The organism is Rhodocytophaga rosea (assembly GCF_010119975.1).
GTDB lineage: Bacteria > Bacteroidota > Bacteroidia > Cytophagales > 172606-1 > Rhodocytophaga > Rhodocytophaga rosea.
Genome location: NZ_CP048222.1, coordinates 5,797,290 through 5,818,774 on the forward strand (window position 1 = coordinate 5,797,290; position 21,485 = coordinate 5,818,774).

At 39.9% G+C, this 21,485-nt stretch carries 17 protein-coding genes; 9 read left to right on the forward strand and 8 right to left on the reverse strand.

The features are described from left to right. Positions 1 to 63 precede the first annotated feature (63 nt). The 3 genes from infB to GXP67_RS23980 form a co-directional block, all read right to left on the reverse strand. Positions 64 to 3,297 carry a translation initiation factor IF-2 gene (infB, locus tag GXP67_RS23970; protein ID WP_162445461.1) on the reverse strand — a complete coding sequence of 1,078 codons (3,234 nt, stop codon included), beginning with the start codon at positions 3,295 to 3,297 and terminating at the stop codon, positions 64 to 66. Between the two features lie 212 nt (positions 3,298 to 3,509). Beyond that, complete coding sequence (nusA, locus tag GXP67_RS23975) at positions 3,510 to 4,754, reverse strand: transcription termination factor NusA (protein WP_162445462.1); 1,245 nt, start codon at positions 4,752 to 4,754, stop codon at positions 3,510 to 3,512. Between the two features lie 11 nt (positions 4,755 to 4,765). After that, the gene (locus GXP67_RS23980) at positions 4,766 to 5,236 is read right to left on the reverse strand and encodes a ribosome maturation factor RimP (RefSeq protein WP_162445463.1); all 471 of its coding nucleotides are present in this window, start codon (positions 5,234 to 5,236) and stop codon (positions 4,766 to 4,768) included. Between the two features lie 209 nt (positions 5,237 to 5,445). On the opposite strand from GXP67_RS23980, the gene GXP67_RS23985 reads away from it, so the two are divergent. Beyond that, positions 5,446 to 6,603 carry an endonuclease/exonuclease/phosphatase family protein gene (locus GXP67_RS23985; RefSeq protein ID WP_162445464.1) on the forward strand — a complete coding sequence of 386 codons (1,158 nt, stop codon included), beginning with the start codon at positions 5,446 to 5,448 and terminating at the stop codon, positions 6,601 to 6,603. A 68-nt stretch (positions 6,604 to 6,671) separates the two neighbouring features. Here the strand turns inward: GXP67_RS23985 and GXP67_RS23990 are convergent, their stop codons facing one another. The 3 genes from GXP67_RS23990 to rplS all read right to left on the reverse strand — a co-directional run bounded on the left by GXP67_RS23990 (position 6,672) and on the right by rplS (position 8,480). Next, positions 6,672 to 7,187 carry a hypothetical protein gene (locus tag GXP67_RS23990; RefSeq protein WP_162445465.1) on the reverse strand — a complete coding sequence of 172 codons (516 nt, stop codon included), beginning with the start codon at positions 7,185 to 7,187 and terminating at the stop codon, positions 6,672 to 6,674. 35 nt (positions 7,188 to 7,222) lie between these two features. Then, positions 7,223 to 8,023 carry a diaminopimelate epimerase gene (gene dapF / locus GXP67_RS23995; protein WP_162445466.1) on the reverse strand — a complete coding sequence of 267 codons (801 nt, stop codon included), beginning with the start codon at positions 8,021 to 8,023 and terminating at the stop codon, positions 7,223 to 7,225. 100 nt (positions 8,024 to 8,123) lie between these two features. Continuing rightward, on the reverse strand, positions 8,124 to 8,480 hold the full coding sequence (rplS, locus tag GXP67_RS24000; protein ID WP_162445467.1) for a 50S ribosomal protein L19: 357 nt from the start codon (positions 8,478 to 8,480) through the stop codon (positions 8,124 to 8,126). A gap of 297 nt (positions 8,481 to 8,777) precedes the next feature. Between rplS and GXP67_RS24005 the strand changes: the two genes are divergently transcribed. The 7 genes from GXP67_RS24005 (at position 8,778) to GXP67_RS24035 (ending at position 16,061) form a co-directional block, all read left to right on the forward strand. Next, entirely contained in the window at positions 8,778 to 9,821 is a 1,044-nt protein-coding gene (locus GXP67_RS24005) for a YpdA family putative bacillithiol disulfide reductase (protein ID WP_162445468.1), read from the forward strand. 94 nt (positions 9,822 to 9,915) lie between these two features. After that, on the forward strand, positions 9,916 to 10,263 hold the full coding sequence (locus GXP67_RS24010; RefSeq protein WP_162445469.1) for a hypothetical protein: 348 nt from the start codon (positions 9,916 to 9,918) through the stop codon (positions 10,261 to 10,263). Positions 10,264 to 10,367: 104 nt separating this feature from the next. Beyond that, a complete protein-coding gene (locus GXP67_RS24015) occupies positions 10,368 to 11,405 on the forward strand; it encodes a quinone-dependent dihydroorotate dehydrogenase (protein WP_162445470.1) in 1,038 nt (345 codons plus the stop codon). A gap of 98 nt (positions 11,406 to 11,503) precedes the next feature. Continuing rightward, the gene (locus GXP67_RS24020) at positions 11,504 to 14,005 is read left to right on the forward strand and encodes an FtsK/SpoIIIE family DNA translocase (RefSeq protein WP_162445471.1); all 2,502 of its coding nucleotides are present in this window, start codon (positions 11,504 to 11,506) and stop codon (positions 14,003 to 14,005) included. Between the two features lie 79 nt (positions 14,006 to 14,084). Continuing rightward, complete coding sequence (locus GXP67_RS24025) at positions 14,085 to 14,726, forward strand: outer membrane lipoprotein periplasmic chaperone LolA1 (protein WP_162445472.1); 642 nt, start codon at positions 14,085 to 14,087, stop codon at positions 14,724 to 14,726. A gap of 155 nt (positions 14,727 to 14,881) precedes the next feature. After that, positions 14,882 to 15,700: an orotidine-5'-phosphate decarboxylase gene (gene pyrF, locus GXP67_RS24030; RefSeq protein WP_162445473.1), complete on the forward strand. Its 819-nt coding sequence runs from the start codon at positions 14,882 to 14,884 to the stop codon at positions 15,698 to 15,700. Between the two features lie 91 nt (positions 15,701 to 15,791). Then, positions 15,792 to 16,061, forward strand: a complete 270-nt coding sequence (locus GXP67_RS24035; protein WP_162445474.1) for a (2Fe-2S) ferredoxin domain-containing protein — start codon at positions 15,792 to 15,794, stop codon at positions 16,059 to 16,061. A gap of 69 nt (positions 16,062 to 16,130) precedes the next feature. Here the strand turns inward: GXP67_RS24035 and lon are convergent, their stop codons facing one another. Then, positions 16,131 to 18,662 (reverse strand): endopeptidase La, encoded by a 2,532-nt coding sequence (lon, locus tag GXP67_RS24040; protein WP_162445475.1) that lies wholly within the window; start codon positions 18,660 to 18,662, stop codon positions 16,131 to 16,133. A 300-nt stretch (positions 18,663 to 18,962) separates the two neighbouring features. On the opposite strand from lon, the gene GXP67_RS24045 reads away from it, so the two are divergent. Further along, the gene (locus GXP67_RS24045) at positions 18,963 to 20,873 is read left to right on the forward strand and encodes an OmpA family protein (RefSeq protein ID WP_232064551.1); all 1,911 of its coding nucleotides are present in this window, start codon (positions 18,963 to 18,965) and stop codon (positions 20,871 to 20,873) included. A gap of 61 nt (positions 20,874 to 20,934) precedes the next feature. Here the strand turns inward: GXP67_RS24045 and GXP67_RS24050 are convergent, their stop codons facing one another. Continuing rightward, a complete protein-coding gene (locus tag GXP67_RS24050) occupies positions 20,935 to 21,423 on the reverse strand; it encodes a DUF6702 family protein (protein WP_162445477.1) in 489 nt (162 codons plus the stop codon). Between the last annotated feature and the right edge of the window lie 62 nt (positions 21,424 to 21,485).

A 21,485-nucleotide genomic window follows, 5' to 3' on the forward strand; every position in this document is an offset into this window, starting at 1 on the left:
TAGTTATCAAACAAAAACGCCTGGCTATTAACCAGGCGTTTTTGTTTGGTAATACCGTACTTGTTATAAAGTACGTTTAGTCTCTCTTTGTTCAAAGGCTTCAATAGTATCGCCTGGGTTGATGTCATTAAAGTTTTTAATACTGATACCGCATTCGTAGCCATATTTTACTTCGGATACATCGTCTTTAAAGCGTTTCAGGGCATCAATATCACCAGTATAAACCACAATACCATCCCGTACCACCCGTACCTTATTACTACGCTTGATGGTACCTTCAGTAATATAACAACCGGCAACTGTACCTACTTTGGTAATCTTGAACACATCTCTTACATCGGCATTCCCTACAATCACTTCTTCTACTTTCGGTGCCAGCATACCTTCCATGGCATCTTTTACCTCATTAATGGCATCGTAGATAATTGAATACAAGCGTATTTCAATCTCTTCCTGTTCAGCAAGTCTTCGTGCATTGGTAGAAGGACGAACCTGGAAGCCTACAATAATAGCATCAGAAGCGGATGCAAGCAAGATATCAGATTCAGAGATCTGGCCTACACCTTTGTGAATAATGCGGACTTGTACCTCATTGGTAGATAAATTGAGCAGGGAATCGGAAAGTGCCTCTACTGAACCATCCACGTCACCTTTTACGATCACGTTCAGTTCTTTGAAGCTTCCTATGGCCAGACGTCTGCCAATTTCATCCAGGGTAATGTGCTTTTTAGTCCGGATGGTCTGTTCACGAAGGATCTGTTCCCGTTTGTTTGAAATCTCTCTGGCTTCCCTTTCAGATTCCATTACATTGAACTTATCACCTGCCTGCGGTGCACCCGACAAACCTAATACCTGTACTGGTGTAGAAGGGTCTGCTTTTTTCAGCCGCTGCCCTCTGTGATCTGCCATCGCTTTTACCCGTCCATAATGAGCCCCTGCCAGCAATATATCTCCTATATGTAAAGTTCCGGATTGTACCAGAACAGTAGTTACATACCCACGACCTTTGTCGAGAGAGGCTTCTATTACAGTACCTACCGCATTCTTGTTCGGATTGGCTTTCAGGTCTAATAACTCAGCTTCCAGTAATACTTTTTCAAGCAGTTCAGGAATACCTTTTCCGGTTTTGGCAGAAATCTCTTCACACTGGTATTTACCACCCCACTCTTCCACCAGAATATTTTCCTTGGCGAGTTCTTCCCTGATTTTATCCGGGTTCGCATTCGGTTTATCCACTTTATTAATAGCAATCACAATAGGCACACCGGCTACCAAAGCGTGGTTAATAGCTTCTTTTGTCTGAGGCATCACATTGTCGTCGGCAGCAACTACAATAATTACTACGTCTGTAACTTTAGCACCTCTGGCACGCATGGCTGTAAATGCTTCGTGACCAGGTGTATCTAAGAAGGCAATGCGTTTACCTGTATCTGTGGTAACGTCATAGGCACCAATGTGCTGGGTAATTCCTCCAGCTTCGCCAGCCGTAACTTTAGAGCGCCTGATATAGTCCAGTAAAGATGTTTTACCATGGTCAACGTGACCCATAATAGTAACAATAGGTGCTCTGGGCTGTAAATCTTCATCTTTGTCTACTTCTTCCAGCACCACATCCGCTTCATCTTCTGCTGAAGCAAATTCTACATCGTATCCGAATTCATCCGCAATTACTGTAATAGCTTCTGCATCCAGGCGCTGGTTAATGGAAACGAACATACCCAGATTCATACACACTGAGATTACTTCGTTCACAGATACGCCCATTAAAGAAGCCATATCGTTGGCAGAAATAAACTCTGTTACTTTCAATACTTTCGCACTTTCCTGCTCCTGTAACAAACGTTCCTCTTTGGCAGCAGCGATAGCAGAACGTTTCTGCCCTCTATACTTAGCCCGGTTTGCCTGACCAGCCGGATTCTTATTGCCACTCAGTTTAGCCAGCGTAGCTTTAATCTGATCTTGTATCTGCTTGTCAGAAACTTCTTCTTTTTCAAAAGGCTTACCTACCGGCTTGTTTTGCTGAGCAGGCTTATTCCTGTTGAAATTACCCTGATCCGGACGGTTTCCACCTGTATTTGGCCGGTTGCCGGAATCAGATCTATTCCCACCAAAAGGTGGTTTATTGCCTAATGGCGGACGCTGTGCAGATGGATTTGAACCAGCAGGTGGATTACCAGGTCTTTGCTGAAAAGGAGGTGTATTACCAGTCCTTTGCTGAAAAGGTGGTTTATTTCTGTCGGCTGCCGGAGTATTTTCCTGAGGAGAATCTCCAATACGTACCCGTTTGCGTTTCCTCTTATTTTTCTTTTTATCATCTGCTGAAGCAGCACCAGAAGAAGCGGGCGGAGGTGTAGGACTGCCATTCTTCTTTTTATTTCTATCTCTTTCTACAGGTAATTCTATCTTACCTACTACTGTCAGACCTTTGAGTTGGTCAGCTTTGGCTCGTGTAACCAGTTCGGTTTCTAACTCCTCCTTATAAGGGGGCATATCTGCTTTTGTTTTTTCTACTTGTAATGGTTCTTTAGCCGTTACTTTTTCAGGTACTACAACTTCTGATTCCACTGGTTTAACAGAAACAGAGGGTTGTTGAACTGTGGGCGCAACTTCTTTGACAGGTTCTTCTTTTGGAGGGAGCTGGTTTTCGACTGGTTTTTCAGCAACCGGGGCTGCAACTTCAGGAACTTTCTCTTCCTTGACAGGAGCAGGTGTTTCTGCCGGTTTGTTTTCAATAACTTTATTTTCAACGACTGGTACAGGTTCTGTTTTCTCAACAACTGGCTGTACAGGTTTTTCCTCTACTTTTTTAGGTTCCTCCTGCACAGGCAATGTTACCTTTTGTTGTGGAGCAGCAGGTACTGGAGTAGCCTGAGGCACAACCGGTTTTTTGTTCAGGTCAATATTGCCTACTACCTTTATGCCTGGTAGTTTAGCCTTTATTGTTTCAGGTTCCTCTTTAGTCGGTTTAGTCTCATTCTGGGTTGGTTTAACAGAGGAATCTCTGTCAGATACAGTACTTTTTGTAAAAATGTCTTCTTTTTCAACATGGGTGTTCCCATTCACACCAAGTGTGTCGGTGTGTTTTTTACCGAAATTAAGTCCGGTTGCTTCTTTTTTCTCTAATGCTGAGGATTTAAATTCCTTAGCCAGCATTTCGAATTGTCCATACGTAATCTTTGAATTATGATTATTCTCCACCACAAAACCTTTAGCAGCAAGGTGGTCTACGATCGTAGAAATACCTACGTTCAATTGCCTTGCTACCTGGCCAAGCCTCATCATTTTGTCATCTGCCATATAAAAAATTTATCCTTTTCTGTTTTAGTTACCTGATTTATTAAAGTTATTGAGCCATCAAGAAAGAGCAAAGTAATTACGAAAATTTAAAGAGTAGAAAGGTAGAAGATTTACTTTTATTAATTGAGATTAAGCACAGGTTAATCTTTTAAATCTTGCAATATTCTAATCTGTTAACTTCTTAACAGCTCAATAAGTTAATAACACATAACTCAGCTTTCAAATTCCTGTTTCAGGATCTGAAGTACTTCTTCAATTGTTTCTTCTTCGAGTTCAGTTCTCCGCAAAAGCTCATCTTTTGTAACTGCCAGTACACTTTTAGCAGTATCCAAACCTACTTTGCGCAGTTCATCAATTACCCAGTCATCAATTTCATCATCAAATTCTGACAGGTCAATATCTTCTTCAGCATATTCTTCAGCTTCCCGGAACACATCTATTTCCATACCTACCAGCCTGCCTGCCAGCTTAATATTCTGGCCACCTTTACCAATAGCCAAAGAAACCTGGTCTGGCTTCAGATATACCGATACCCGGTTATCTTCTTCGTCTATCTTCATGCTGCCGATCTTAGCAGGACTCAAAGCCCGGCTGATGTACAACTCCAGATTATCAGTATAATTAATTACATCTATATTCTCATTCTCCAGTTCACGTACAATGCTGTGGATTCTGGAACCTTTCATACCCACACAAGCACCTACCGGATCAATACGGTCATCATATGATTCTACGGCAACTTTGGCTCTTTCGCCTGGTTCCCTCACCACTTTTTTTATAATGATTAAGCCATCATATATCTCTGGTACTTCGTTTTCAAATAATCTTTCCAGGAATGCAGGCGACGTACGCGATAAGATGATGCGTGGTGTACCGTTCACCATTTCTACCCGGTGAACAATCGCTTTAACGGAATCTCCCTTACGGAATCTGTCTTTAGGAATCTGCTCTGATTTGGGCAATACTAATTCGTTGTTTTCCTGATCAATCAGTAGTATTTCTTTTCCAAGGATCTGGTATACTTCTGCAACAATGATTTCGCCAACAAGTTCCTTATATTTCTGAAAAAGTGTCTCTTTTTCTAAATCTTTTACCTTTTGTATCAGTGTCTGGCGGGCTGTTTGAACTACACGCCTGCCGAAGTCTTCCAGTACAATCGGTTCAGCTACTTCTTCGCCTTCTTCAAAGTCGGCTTCGATCTTTTGTGCTTCTGATAAAGGTATTTTGTCAAAATCCCAGATATCTTCCGAATCGTCTGAGACAATCTCGCGGAAACGGATTATTTCAAGGTCACCATTGTCCACATTTATGATTACATCAAAATTCTCATCAGTACCATATTTTTTCCGGATCATTGTTCTGAATACATCTTCCAGAATGCGGATCATGGTGGGCCTGTCGATGTTTTTGAGCCTTGCAAACTCAGCAAATGACTCAATTAATTCTCTGCTATTCATCCTTCTGTTAACTAAATAAATGAAACCAAAACAAATGTTTTATCTATATCTGCCAGCTTTATTTCGGCTGGAGGTTCTGTTTCGCTTTTCTTTTTTGCTTTTTTTTCTTCTGTTAGTAATATGCTGTCTTCCTGCACATGTGTTAAGGTGCCAGTTTTAATCGTACCATCTTTCAGCGTTACTTTTAACTTACGGCCAGTATGTTGCTTGTATTGCCTGAACCATTTCAGAGGCTGATCTATTCCGGGAGAAGATACTTCCAGCGTATAAGCAGTAGGTATCAATTCCCTTTCTTCCAGCTGATTGCCTAATTTACGGCTGATTTCAGCACATTTATCAATACTTACGCCTTCATCTCCATCTATCCATACCGTGATTTTAGGAACAGATTTTACACCCGCAATCACTACATTCACTAAAAAATAAGGAGACCCTTTCAACTGCACAGCAACCAGGTCCTCTATTTGTTCTTTTAACTCCATGATAAAGTAATGCAAAGAGGGGACTAAGTCCCCTCTCCATCAAAAATCTGCTTATTCGTACAAAGGTAAGTTAAAAATGCTTCTTAAACAAATATTTATCAATATCTTAATAGCTTTGTTTGGAGCAGGACTGTTATTCCTTATAATTTTACGTATAATAGACTTTATGAAGCAAACGAACTTAGCTTTGCTTATCCAGTAAGAACAATATGAATAGTCATACATATTCAGATAAGGAGCAGAGAATGCGTGTATTTGGCCGTATGCAGGAAAAATCTATCAAGGCTTTTTCAAAACTGCTGTTTACGGTGCATGTACTTCTGAGTATTTACACGCTTGCTGCTTACGTTTCTGTATACGTTTCACCGGCTTCCTTCTGGCCTGCCGGATTTGTGGCTTTATCTCTGCCGGTTGTTATCATCATTCACCTGATTTTTTTTGTTTACTGGCTGCTCAATGCAAGAATAAAAGTATTACTGCCGCTTGCTATTATTTTAATGGGATTTCCTTTGTTTCAGCGTACACTGGCATTACACTTTGAAAAACCTGTTATTGCAGCAGACTCAACGTTTAAAGTGCTCAGCTTTAACGCCCGCATGTTCAATTTATATAAGGATAAAAAAAGCCTGCGTTCTACAGAAGTAATCTCCTGGGTAGCCGATAATGATGCAGATATTAAATGCATACAGGAGTTTTATAATTTAAGCGGCTCCAAAATTTTTGGTACCATACAAAAAATTGCAAAAAAAGGAAATTACCAGTTTTATATGGAGCCCCTGCAAAAAAGAAATGGAAGTAAAGGCGGCTTTCTGGGCGTTACTATTTTTTCAAAGTTTCCGATTGTAAACAAAGGGGAAGTCGTATTTGAGAAAGCTTCTTATAAAGGTATTTATGTAGATGTACGTGTGAAAAAAGATACGATCCGTATTTTTAATGTGCATTTGCATTCCATGAGCATTCCGGCAGACAGCCTGTTTGAAAATGAGAATTATCAAGAGATTAAGGAAACCTCTCTGGACGTATTTAAACGCCTGAAAACAGGCTTTATCAAACGGAGCTATCAAATCGCTGAACTTGAAAAACACATTAAATCGAGCCCATATAAAGTGATTGTGTGTGGTGATTTTAATGATATTCCCTATAGTTATACGTATCAGAAAATGCGCAGTATGCTGAATAATTCTTTTGAAGATGCCGGCAGGGGATTTGGTTTTACCTATAATGGCAAACTCTTCTTTCTGCGGATTGATAACCAGTTTTATGACGACCGCTTATCAGTACTCGATTTTTATACCCATCGTACCATTCCTTATTCAGATCACTTTCCGATTTCAGCCATCTATTCACTAAAGCCAACAGAAGAATAGTTTCCTGCCGATAGTCAATTGTTATTAGTACTTATTTGCCAGGTTACCTGATGTTACAGTTCTTCCCTTTAATAATTTAAGCTTTTATTCAAGCTCTTTAAAAGAAAATATGTTTTGAGTCCTTTATTATAGGCCCTAAATTTATTGTCTTTATCAGTTAAACTTTCATAAAACTGTTTGTTTACTACCAATTGCTTATCTACAAATTCATAAAAAGCCTGGTAACATTCGTGAGACACAGATATATTTGTCTTAGGTTCTTCTTGTTGAATATCATTTTTGTTTTTAGTATAAAAAATGATAGAACTTGATTCAATAGATTTCCTTGTAGCAATGCCGCAAGCCGTATAATCTTCCACTATTAATGAATCTTTGCTATTGCCAGATAAAATAATATATCCTTTTAACTCAGATGCTCTACAGGTATCTTCTTTTTCATATAAAAAGCCTACACAACCTCTTTCATAAATATAAAAATCAGTTACTCCCCTATCGAATAGCTTTAATACAACCCGGTAAGTATCTTTCTTTAAATAATCTTCAATGGAGTAAATTTTACTTTGACTAAAGCAATTGGTTGACACTAGCAGACATAGAAATATCAATCTGTTCATTTTTATCAATGCCCGCTAATGAATGACTGCTCACCTACTTCTATAGTTCCTTCGTATACTTTTTGAGCCGGGCCAATCAGATAAATATTGGTAAACTGTTCCGGAGAGCTGGATTGAAAGGCAACCTGTAAATTACCACCCAGCGTTTTGATATTTACCGGGCTTTGTAAATGCCGGGCACTGGCGGCTAATGCGCAGGCTGTTACACCCGTTCCGCAGGAATAAGTTTCGTCTTCTACGCCCCGCTCATACGTGCGTACAAAAAGGGTATTATCACTTAGTTGTTCTACAAAATTGACATTAGTGCCGCCTGGAGCAAACACTGAATCATAGCGTATGGCTTTGCCTTTACCAACTACATCCAGTTCAGAAAGTTTATCTACAAAGGCTACATAGTGAGGAGAACCGGTGTTGAGAAAATCGTAGGCAGGCATATGTTTTACCTGATGTACATCTCCCATTTTCAGGTGGATCAGGCCGTCTTTTACATGAGCTTCATGTCTGCCATCTGCAGCCTCAAAGGTAGTGCTGTCTGCTATTACTCCCAGGTCTTTGGCAAACTGCACGGTGCAGCGTCCGCCATTGCCACACATGCTGCCTTTTTTCCCATCGGCATTGAAGTATACCATCCTGAAATCATATTCAGGGTGGTTTTGTAATAAAATCAGACCATCGGCACCAATGCCAAAACGCCGGTGACATAGCTTGGCTACCAGTGTAGTATCCTGAGGAAAAGTTTCAGAGCGGTCGTCGATCATTACAAAATCGTTGCCGGTTCCCTGATATTTATAAAAATGAATCAGCATAGTGCAAAAGTAATTTTCTGTTTCTTCCTGACAGGTTGCAATTTAAATGAAAAAAGCCATCCAAACAGACGGCTTTTGATGAAAATATCTGAAATACAGATTATGATTTGTTTTCTTTGATACGAGCAGCTTTTCCGGATTTGCCTTTCAGGTAATATAGCCTGGCTCTTCTCACGATACCTTTACGTACCAGTTCGATTTTTTCGATGTTGGGTGATAAAATCGGGAAAATTCTTTCAACACCTACACCATTGGATACTTTACGGACAGTAAAAGTTTCTCCGTTGGTATTCAGATTTTTACGCTGAATAACGGTGCCCTGGTATTGCTGAATTCTTTCTTTGTTTCCTTCGCGGATTTTTACGTGAACATTCACTGTATCGCCTGATTTAAATTCAGGAATACCACCTCTTTTTTCCTTGCTTTCCGCTTCTATCATTCTGATTATCTCGCTCATGATCTGTATGTATTATCAATATCTTTGTGTATAAATTGCCTGCCGGCTTAAAAGGAGTGCAAATATAGAAATTGTTTTTCAATTTGAAAATTTGAGATTTATAAATATTTAATTTATTTAATAAACTGCCTGACAGACAAGTATCATTATGTCAACAGTTTAAAAAGAGCAGACAGTATTATTATATGGATTATTGTAAATTTTGCCACAATTTTACCGGCGGTCAAACTAAACATTAGGTATAGGGGTTAAAAAGCAAGAGGCATATAGTTTAACCTGCTTAAGAAATTATTATACATGGAGATAGTAGACGTACTTATTGTAGGCGGTGGTCCCTGCGGGCTAGCTTGCGCTATTGAGGCAGCCCAGCATAATTTATCACATATTGTTCTGGAAAAGGGCAGCATTACCGAATCCATACGGAAATATCCCAGCCGGATGCGGTTTTTCTCTACAGCGGAAAATATAGAAATAGGAGGAATCCCTTTTCCCACTGCAACCGGAAAGGCATCCAGAGATGAAGCCCTCCAATATTACCGCAAGGTAGCAGCTTATTTCAAACTAAACTTGAGGCTATTTACCGAAGTAACACGTATAGAAAAAACGGAAGACCTACTGGAAGTGCATACCAAAGGCGGACAAGTGTTCTATGCCCGGAATGTAGTGATTTCTACCGGTTATTTTGATTTTCCCAGAATACTCAATATTCCTGGTGAACCACTGCCGCATGTATCTCATTATTATGATGAGCCTTTTAAATATGCATTTTCAAAAGTGGTAATAGTAGGCGGAGGTAATTCTGCTGTGGAAGCGGCGCTGGAACTATACCGCAATGATGCCGATGTAACGATTGTGCATAAGTTTGAAGATTTTACCCCGGCTGTAAAATACTGGCTTACCCCAGATATTAAAAACCGGGTGAAGGAAGGAAAAATCAAAGTTCATTTCAATACAGAAGCTAAGGCCATAGAACCTGGACGCGTTACCGTTGAAAATAATCAGACTGGTGAGCGGAAAGATCTCCCGGCTGATTTTGTGTTTTTGTTGGTGGGTTATTTGCCAGATTCCCGTTTACTGGCTAACTCCGGAATTACGCTTACCAAAGATACCTTAATTCCAACCTATGATCCTCAAACGTATGAAACGAATGTAAAAGGATTGTATCTGGCAGGCACTGTTATCGCCGGAATTTATACAGAAAAAGTATTTATTGAGAATGGTAAACTTCATGCCCACACCATTATAGAAGATATAGCTGCTAAATCAGGTAAAAAGCTGGTGAGAGAAAATGGAAGAACAAAACCGGACGATCAATTTAAGGTCGTAGTAAATGACGGATAAGAATTATTCCTGATATAGCCTTTTCTATACCTCCCAATCATACAACCCTTCCAGCTAAACCCTGCGTATAAGCTGTAAATTTACAAACAAACGTATGGAAGGCGAAAAATCAATCAACGAACAGACACTGGAAGCCACTATTACTTATCTCGAAGGTCTGCCAACCGGCACTTCTACAGATTCTGCCATTGCTAATGTGGATGCCTGGGAACAAAAACTCCGCAGCGAAAATAAACCGGAATGGACTGATATTGCTGATGAACTCAAAAACCTGAAAGGCTTTCTTACTGCTGGCAGGCTTGATGGACGTGCTATCAGCCAGTCTTTATTGCGATTAGGAGAATTAACTACAAAATCTGCCTCTGGTGCTGATACCTCTATTGCCAATGATCTGAGAAAACTAGGTAAATGGCTCACTAAACTTGGAGAATCCTTACAATAAGTTTAGAATATTTTTTTATAAGTATAATAATAGCTTAGCGTAACTATTGGAAATTTGCCAGGCAAACCTGCCTCCTGGTTAGTACATTGTATTATATTTGCGGGATGTACAAACATATTCTGCAGCCCATTTTATTTGGAGTTGATGCTGAAAAAGCCCATCATTTTACCTTTAACTTAATCAGGAGTACGTTTAAACTGCCAGGTGTAGCGGCTACCTTTAAAAAGCTATATGCCTTCGAGCATCCATCTCTGGAAAGAAAACTGCTTGGATTAACATTTAAAAATCCGGTTGGATTGGCAGCAGGTTTTGATAAAAATGCAGAACTAACGGACGAGTTGAGTGCAATGGGGTTTGGCTTTATTGAAATAGGTACGCTTACGCCCCGTCCGCAACAAGGCAATCCTAAGCCCAGAATGTTCCGCTTGAAACCAGATGAGGCATTGATCAACCGGATGGGATTTAATAACCAGGGAGTAGAGGTAGCTGCCCACCGGCTCAAAAAGCGTAAATCTGGCATTATCATTGGCGGAAACATTGGTAAAAATAAGGATACGCCAAACGAACAGGCTTTAGCCGATTATCTGTTTTGCTTTGATGCGCTTTTTGATACCGTAGATTATTTTGTGGTGAATGTAAGTTCGCCCAATACACCGAATCTGCGGGATTTGCAGGAAAAAGAACCGCTCACTCACTTGCTCCAAAGTTTGCAAAATCATAATCGTTCCAAGCCTGCTCCTAAACCCATCTTGCTCAAAATTGCACCTGATCTTACCAACGGCCAGTTAGATGATATTATCGACATTGTAAAAACTACCGGGATTGCCGGTGTGATTGCTACTAATACTACCATCAGCCGGGAAAATCTACAAACAGACAGGGCTATTGTACAAGCCATAGGCGCAGGTGGACTGAGCGGACAACCACTGAAAAAACGGGCAACCGAAGTAATCCGGTATTTACATGAAAAATCAGGAAAGGCTTTTCCTATTATCGGGGTAGGAGGAATAGCTTCTCCGGAAGATGCTATCGAAAAACTGAACGCAGGTGCTTCGTTGGTACAACTTTATACCGGATTTATTTATGAAGGCCCTGGTATTGTAAAGCAGATAAATCAAGCAATTATTCAACAAATTTTATAATTTTGGTAAATGCCCACAATATCCAGAACAGCATTTTCGGTTTAGTATAAGGGAGCGTTTTCTGGAATTTTTATTGACCTTTCATTTGAGTTGCTCACATGGCAAAAAATACGTTTAAAGAAAATACATTTAAAAAAGACAATGATGTAAAAAAGCCTGCTGATGCTGGTTCTGCGACTGTAGCGCCAAAAGTGAAGCGTACTATTAAACTCAAGCCCGACAGACGCCTGGAATTAACAGGAGGTTTTTTACTGATGTTTATTTCGTTGTTTCTGGCTGTTGCGTTTATTTCTTATTTATTTACCGGCAAGGCTGATCAAAGTGTAGTTGATGCTGTATTTGATACAACCGTGCGTGAATCCGGGGCGGAAGCCGAAAACTGGATGCGTTTAACCGGAGCGGTGGTTTCACATATTTTTATTTTCAAATGGTTCGGTATTGCCTCTTTTTTGTTTGTGCCTGTATTTTTCTTTGTAGGCTATAAAATTGTTTTCAAAAGAGAGCTGTTTCCTGTCAACCGGTTAACCAAATTTTCTCTGTTTTCTATTATCTGGCTTAGCTTGTTGTTAGGCTATCTGGTACTGAGTCTGGATGGAGAAAGCAGTTTAGGGTTTATCTCCGGAGGAATCGGGTATGAAATAGCTGCCATTTCAGATGGACTCATGGGTTGGGGAACAATGCTGCTGATTATATTCTCGCTTCTGGTTTTTACTATTTATTTTTTTGACATTACTACTGTTAAGGCATTTAACCGGAAAATCAACGAAACTATTCAGGAAATAGAAACCGCTACTCAGGAGCAAGTAAAATTTGTTCCCAAAAACGAGCCAGTAGCCTATGAGCATGAACCAGTACTGAAACCGGCGAAGCCTATGCCAGTCGAAGAGGAAATACTGGTTCCTTCCTTAAAACCAGCTACCAGCAATGGAAGCCCTGCCCTATCTATTCAGCGAACCAATGGGAATAATGGCAGCAGTAAAAAGGCTGATGTCGAGTTCAGTATCGAAGAAAGGCCTGCTCCGGAAGAAACTGAACTGGAATTAGAAAACATTGCCGATGATCCGGTTCCTTTCATCAAAAATATGGGCAATTACGACCCCACCCTGGATCTGCCATCGTACCAGTATCCGCCGGTGGAATTGCTCAATGAATATTCTACAGATAAAGTACAGGTAAGCGTAGAAGAACTCGAGGCAAATAAAGACAAAATTGTAGAAACGCTGGCTAATTACAGTATTGGCATTGCTTCAATCAAAGCTACTATTGGCCCAACTGTTACCTTATATGAGATTATTCCCGAAGCTGGTATCCGGATTTCCAAGATCAAGAACCTGGAAGATGATATTGCACTAAGTTTATCTGCTTTAGGTATACGCATTATTGCACCTATTCCTGGCAAAGGTACCATAGGGATTGAAGTTCCTAATAAAAACCGGGAAATGGTAGCCATGCGTTCGGTACTGGCTACAGAAAAATTCATGAAAAGTACGATGGAACTGCCTGTGGTGCTGGGAAAAACGATTGCTAATGAAATCTATGTAGCTGATCTGGCCAAAATGCCTCACCTGCTGATGGCTGGTGCTACCGGGCAAGGTAAATCGGTAGGTTTAAATGTGATTCTTACATCGCTCATTTACAAAAAGCATCCTTCTCAACTAAAATTTGTACTGGTTGACCCGAAAAAAGTAGAACTTACGCTGTTTAATAAAATCGAACGTCATTTTCTGGCCATGTTGCCGGATGGACAGGAGCCTATTATTACAGATACAAAAAAGGTAGTAAATACTTTGAACTCGTTGTGTATTGAGATGGATATGCGGTATGATTTACTCAAAGAAGCTGGATGCCGGAATCTGAAAGAGTATAACCATAAATTTGTGGAAAGAAGGTTGAACCCTGAAAAGGGACACCGGTTTATGCCATATATCGTACTTGTGATTGATGAGCTGGCAGATTTAATGATGACAGCCGGAAAAGAAGTAGAACAACCTATCGCCCGGTTAGCGCAGCTGGCTCGTGCCATAGGTATCCATCTGGTTGTAGCGACTCAGCGACCTTCTGTGAATGTGATTACAGGTATCATTAAAGCAAACTTTCCAGCCAGGTTGTCTTTTAAAGTGACTTCAAAAATAGATTCCCGCACGATTCTGGATACTGGTGGTGCCGATCAGCTGGTCGGACAAGGCGATATGCTGTTGTCGAATGGATCAGATATTATCCGCTTGCAATGTGCTTTCCTGGATACCCCAGAAGTAGACCGTATTTGTGAATTTATTGGCAATCAGCGGGGCTATGATTCAGCCTATATTCTGCCAGAGTATGAGGGTGATGAGAGTGGCGAAGAAAAAGCCGATTTTGATCCATCTAACCGGGACCCTTTATTTGAGGAAGCTGCCAGAGTGATTGTAACGCATCAGCAGGGGAGTACTTCCTTACTGCAACGTAGGCTGAAATTAGGATATAACCGGGCAGGCCGCCTCATTGACCAATTGGAATCTGCTGGTGTAGTGGGTCCTTTTGAAGGAAGTAAAGCCAGAGAAGTGCTTATTCCGGATGAAAATAGTTTGGAACAATTATTGAATAAACTGAATAATAACTAATATCACTGTTTGCTTAATGTAAACAAAATCAGACCAATATCGTCTGTTATATATCACTAAAAGACATTTACTGTAATCTATGAGAAAACTATTGTATTTACTTGTATTTCTATTCGTTTGTGTAGGTTCAGCCTTTGCGCAGAAAGAGAAAAGAGCTGCTGAAATCCTGGATGCCATGAGTCAGAAATATAAAACTATTCCTGCGTTTAAAGCACAATTTTCGTATACATTGGAAAGCCCAACTACCGGTGTAAATGAAACATATAAAGGGGATCTGGCTGTAAAAGGAGCTAAGTATCATCTGAATATGGGAGAACAGGAAATTATCAATAATGGCTCAACGGTGTGGACATATCTGAAAGAAGCGAACGAAGTAAACATTTCGGATTACGAGCCGGATGAAGATGAAATCAGTCCGAGTAAAATATTTACTATTTATAAACAGGGATATAAATATGCTTTCCTGGAGGAGACCAAAGAAGCCGGGCAGATCTATGAGGTAGTAGAATTAACACCGGAAGATAAAACCAAGCAGGTGTTCAAAGTAAGACTAACTGTCAATAAGAAAGATAAGTCTATGCGAAGTCTGAAAGTGTTTGAGAAAAATGGCAACCGTTATTTATATACCGTGCAAAAGTTTACCCCAACTGAGATAGATGATAATTATTTTGCTTTCGATAAATCAAAGTATAAAGGCGTAGAAGTAATTGACCTGAGATAGTTTTAAACCTGAGATAGTTTTAAACCTGAGATAGTTTTAAACCTGAGATAGTTTTAAACTAGTATAATTAGATATACTATATGAATCCGGTGATAACGCTATCACCGGATTTTTGTTTATTTGCATTTCCTAACCGGAAAACCGCAAATCATCGTATGACCAAAGAAGAAATTTTTAATCAGATTAAGCAGAAGCAGTCCTATTTATGTGTGGGTTTAGACACAGTCCTTCAGAAAATCCCCAGACATCTACATTCAGAGAAAGATCCGGTTTTTGAATTTAACAAGCAAATCATTGATGCAACAGCCGATTTTTGTGTGGCTTATAAACCAAACACGGCATTCTATGAAGCTTTAGGTTCGAAAGGCTGGGAAAGTCTGCAAAAGACACTCGAGTACATCCCTGATACTTTTTTCAAAATTGCAGATGCCAAAAGAGGGGATATCGGTAATACCTCGCAATTATATGCAAGAGCTTTTTTTGAACAGATGCAGGCCGATGCTATTACGGTTGCTCCATATATGGGCAAAGATTCAGTAACCCCTTTTCTTGGTTTTCCTGACAAATGGGTTATTTTACTGGCATTAACCTCGAATCCTGGCAGTGCCGATTTCCAGACTACTGCTTTAACATCTGAGGAAATGCTATTCGAGAAAGTAATTTCAGTTTCTTCAAAGTGGGCTGATGCTTCGCAGTTAATGTATGTAGTAGGCGCAACAAAGGCAGAACAATTCAAACATATCCGGAAACTTATTCCTGAACATTTCCTGTTGGTACCGGGCGTAGGTACGCAGGGTGGAGATCTGGCGCTACTTTCCCAATTTGGGATGAACAAGTACTGCGGACTTCTGGTGAATGCCTCCAGATCTGTAATTTATGCCTCAAATGGAAAAGATTTTGCTGTTCAAGCGGCTAACGAAACCAAACGCATGCAAGAGGAAATGGCCAAATATCTGGAAAAATACCTGGTTTGATTTTAAAGAAGAGATTAGAATTAGATTCAATCATGCATCGGTTACACTTCTAAATCGTATCTTTGCCCTCAGGAAGAACAAAGTTATCGATATGAGTAAATTTCATGCCCCAGAAAAAGCAATATATGTTTGTGTAGGTAGCAAATGTGGTAAAAGAGGAGGGAAGGATATGTGTAAAGAACTGAAAGACCTGATAAAAGAAAAAGGCTTAAAGGATGAAGTGGAGATTGTGAAAACCGAATGTACTGACCGCTGTAAATTCGCGCCCATATTATCTGTGCAGCCTGCCAACGTATGGCTTAGGGAGTATAGTGAAAAGGACGCTCCCAGAATTTTAAAACTCGCTTTTCAGGATAAATAAACTTACGTTTCAAACAAGAAAGGCTGCCTATTATCCAGGCAGCCTTTCTTGTTTAAGAATACATTGTAATTAGTTTTTTTCCAACGTAGCACTTGTAATAACCGGATTACCATATGCTGGAGCTGGAACATTATTTTCTATTACAGATAAGTTGAAAGGATTTTTTACTTTTTCTTTCAGCAAGGCAATGGCCAGTACTTCATCTACATGATCTACATAGTGAACAGTCAGGTCTTCGATGTAGGATGAATTAATTTCTTCAATATCTTTTTTATTTTTTGAACACAGAATAATCTCTTTGATGCCAGCCCGTTTAGCGGCGAGAATTTTCTCTTTAATACCACCTACCGGTAATACCCGGCCTCTGAGCGTAATTTCACCAGTCATAGCCAGGCGGTCTTTTACTTTACGCTGGGTAAATACGGAAGCCAGAGAAGTAAACATCGTAATACCTGCAGAAGGGCCATCTTTAGGAACAGCACCAGCTGGTACATGTATGTGCAGATCAAACTGGTCGAATACCCGGTAATCGATATCGAGGGCCTCAGCATTCGCCCGCAAATAAGACAAAGCAGCAATGGCAGATTCTTTCATCACATCTCCCAGTTGTCCGGAAAGAGTTAGTTTACCTCTGCCCCGGCTCAAACTAGATTCAATGAACAGAATTTCACCGCCCACTTGTGTCCAGGCCAGGCCGGTAACCACACCAGGAGCTTCGTTGCTTTGATATAATTCTTTGTCGAATATTTCACTGCCGAGCAATTTAGCCACATCTTTTGCCTGTATAACCTTATTATAAGGTTCTTCCATAGCTATTGATTTGGCAACTTTCCGGATAACAGCTCCTATTTTGCGTTCCAGATTCCGCACACCAGATTCTCTGGTATAATCATCAATAATTTTTACAATGGCTTTAGTATCGAAAGTTACATCTTTGGTTCCCAGGCCGTGTTCTTTTTTCTGCTTAGGAATCAAATGGCTTTTAGCAATTTGTACTTTTTCTTCCAGGGTATAGCCATTAATCTCTATTATTTCCATCCTGTCCCGTAAAGCCGGATGAATGGTTTCCAGAGAGTTAGCCGTGGCAATGAATAATACTTTGGAAAGGTCATATTCCACTTCCAGATAATTATCCATAAAGGCAAAATTCTGCTCCGGGTCTAATACTTCCAGTAGTGCAGAGGAAGGATCACCCCGGAAATCTGAAGAAACTTTATCAATCTCATCTAAAATAAAGACTGGGTTAGAAGATTTTACTTTCTTAATATTCTGAACTAGCTTTCCTGGCATAGCTCCTACATAGGTTTTGCGGTGCCCTCTGATCTCCGCTTCATCATGCACCCCGCCTAATGACATTCTGACATATTTACGATGCAAGGCTTTGGCAATAGAGCGGCCCAAAGAAGTTTTACCTACGCCGGGAGGTCCATATAAACAAAGAATAGGACCTTTCATGTTGTTTTTTAATTTCAACACGGCCAGGTATTCAATAATGCGTTCTTTTACCTTATCCAGCCCATAATGATCTGCATCCAGAATCTTTTTTGCTTTTTTTAGGTCAAAATTATCTTTAGTATATTCTCCCCAGGGCAGATCAGCCAGTAGTTCCACATAATTCATAGCTACCGGATATTCGGCAGCTGCCGGATTCATGCGGGTGATCTTGTCTACTTCTTTGTTGAAATGTTTGGCAACTATTTCTGGCCACTTCTTTTTTGCACCTTTTGCCCGCAGGTTTTCTATTTCCTGGTCCTGGCTTTCATACCCTAATTCATCCTGTAATACCTTGATTTGCTGGCGGAGATAATAATCACGCTGCTGCTGGTCAATATCAGAGTGCACCTTACTCTGAATTTCATGTTTTAATTCCAGTAATTGTATATCCTTCAGCATAAATTGCAACAAGGTTGTAGCCCGTTGCATGCCGTCATTAGTTTCCAGAATACGCTGCTTATCCGCTACATCTGCATTAATATTCGATGAAAGGAAATGAGTAAGAAAGCTGGGGCTCTCGATATTATCCAGGGCAATCTGCGCTTCCTGAGGAATTTCAGGATTGAGTTTCAGAATCTTGGAAGCTGCATCTTTCAGAGACCGTACCAATGCCTTGGTTTCCCGCTTGCTGCTATCAGGAAAGTTTTCATGAATAAGCGTTACTTTGGCTGTAATATAAGGTTCTTCCTGAATAAAGTTGGTTACTTCAAAACGCCTTTTTCCTTGAATAATAATGGTTGTATTGCCATCTGGCAGCACAAGCATCTTGAGAATATAGGCTACAGTACCAATCTTATAGAGATCTTCAGTACCTGGTTCTTCTCTAGACGTATTTGCCTGGGCAATCACTCCAATAATGCGACTCCCTTTATATGCTTTTTTCACCAGGCGTATCGATTTCTGGCGGCTTACAGTAATGGGAATTACTACACCAGGAAATAATACTGTATTTTTAACAGGCAGAATTGGCAGTTCGTCAGGGATTTTATACTTATCCATTTCTTCCTCTTCTTCCGGCGACAACAGGGGAATCATCTCAACAGCATCATCATCAGCGGCTTCGGGCAATAATACAGTCTGATACAATTTATGATTTTTATATTTCATCTCGTTAATTAGCAGGAAACATCTTATGCCATACTGGCACGTATTCCTGAAGTGTAAATGGTTTCGTAATAAATATGGTAAAGTTGCAAGTCCTATGCCAGAAAAGGCTACAAATGAAAGCATTACTTTCACCTATATGATCAGTATAATTTTATTTTAATTATACTTATACTAATTTTCTGACTAAATTTTGTATACATAACTGAATATGCACATACCAAAAACAGTAATTATATGAAAGTCAGTAAATATGTAATATTACTTTTCACTGCTGCTGTTTTATATAGTTACACCCCAGCTATGTGTCAGCAATATACTAAAGCAAAGTACAGAACCAAAGCAATAAAAAGTGCAGCAAGGGATAGCTTAGCAAGAACCGCTCAAACTCAGTTTGAATTTACGAATATTAACAAGATTCCTTACTATCAGGATGGCAAAATATTAGAGCAGATTGATAAGCTGGAAAAGAAGAAAGAATGGGAAAAAGCCTATGCCATGCTAACAAATTATGTAAAGAGTTTTGGTATACAGAACTTTTACCGCGATACCCCTTTATTGTGGCGGCTTGCCAAATTAGTAGAATTATTAGATGATATAGAAAAAGCCAAATACCTATACAGGCTTGTATTAAAGCATCACCGGGGTGATATCCGCAAAGTGGAATTGTATTATGATTCTCTGTCTAAATATGATACCGATTATTTCGTTCCGATAGAATATTATTATGAATTAGTTGAGTACCGTAAATCAATTGATACGCTTCGTCCGCCGGTAGGAGTACTGCTGAATATGGGCTATGGAGTAAATTCTGAATATGCCGATTATGGCCCGACATTGAGTAAAGATAACAACTCATTGTTGTTTACATCCAAAAGAAATGTGAAAAAGGTAGGGGTAAATACAGTAGTTAACGAAGATATTTATTACACCCGTAAGGTAGACGACATTTGGGAAGATGCTCAGTCTTTAAGCACCATCAATACCCGTTATAACGAAGGTTCAGCGAAAATCAGTAAAGATGGACGCACTTTGTTTTTCTCACGGTGTGCCAGTCCGGAGAGTTATGGTAATTGCGACATTTTTGTAGCCCAACTCCAGCCTGACAGTACCTGGGGCAATGTCCGGAATCTGGGGCCGCAGGTGAACAGTACTGCCTGGGATTCTCATCCGGCTCTCTCTCATAATGAAGATACCTTATTTTTTGCTTCCGACCGGTTAGGTGGATTTGGCTTGTCGGACTTATATTTTACATTCAAACGGGCAGATGGCAGCTGGGCACCTGCACAGAATATGGGTCCGGTTATTAACACAAGACAAAGTGAAGTAAGTCCTTTCTATCATCCGCAGTTCGATGTGTTGTATTTCAGCTCAAATGGACAATTGCTCAATTTTGGCGATTTTGACATATATAAGTGTTACAAGATTGAAGGCATGTGGCAAGAACCCAGAAGCATTGGTCCTCTGGTAAATGGCAGAGGAAGTGAGTATTATTTTACTATTGACTCCCAGTCTAAAGATTTATTTTATGCCCGGTCCGAACATGACGATATTAAAAATATGGACCTGTTTTCTTTTCCACTACCCATGGAAGCTCAGCCGGGAGCGATCACTAAGTTTGAGGGTTCTGTAAAAGATTCTATTTCAGGAGCTGCTTTTACTGGCATTGTTTCCATTATAGATCTTACTAATAATATTGAAGTTGCCCCCAAATTCCTGCGTCCGGATGGGTCATATGATTTTGATCTGATCCGGAATAATGATTACCTGGTAATTATTACCGGAGAAGATTTCTTCCGGATTGAACGTACCTTCAGGCTGGTAGGAGATACGGCTATTCATATCGAAACGCCTCATATCGATCTGAAAAAATGGGAGTTTGCTTCTCTTGAATTCTCAGAGAACAGCGCTGAAATTAAGCCCGGCATGATGAAGGATCTGAATAAAGTCGTAGAATTTTTGCTGGATCACCCAGACTTTAAGTTAAAAATATCAGGACACACCGATTCACAGGGAGATGCCAATTCGAATATGAAACTTTCACAACGCCGGGCAGAATCAATAAAGAGCTATGTCATTAAGAAGGGCAATATGGAAGATAATCGGATAGAGGCTAAAGGTTATGGAAATACGATGCCTATTGTAGAGGAAAAAACAGATGCAGATAAGAAAATCAACCGAAGGGTAGAATTTGAGATATTCCGTCCTAAATGATATACTTCTAAATTAATTACTCCTCGTTTTACTTATCCCTCAGATTTATTAGAAAATTAAGCTAATTTCCTACATCTTGTACCGTCTGCCCATTTTTAAATAAATAGGTAGACGTTTTCCGCAGATAATTCAGGTTTACAATATTTACTTGGTCATCAAATAACTCTGTCAGAATCGTATTCTGTATACGCAGACCTCCCAGGTCATCAGTAGCTGATACTTCAACATATATCCAGGTTACATCTACTTCAATTTCTTTTCCTACAAACGTCATTTGCTGTTTATGGCCCTGTTTTGTATGAATGAGCAGATGTTTATTTATATACTTTTCAATGAATGGATCTGCAAGTTTGGTATCTGAAATACTTACCTTCTGATTGTTATTTTCTCTGGTCAGTGCTGCTTCGAGGTCGTCAGTAAACACACGCAGGCTTACCTCAAAGGATTTTGTAGTTGTATTGTATTGAATCTGTGCCAGACTGGTGTGAAACTCATGTGCAGGCTCTGCCAATAAATAAATCCAGGATAGGAAGGAAATAAACGATAACATGCTATACTAAATCAATTTATTAGCAAAAGGTTTCCGAAGATAAAATTTACCCTTTTTATACA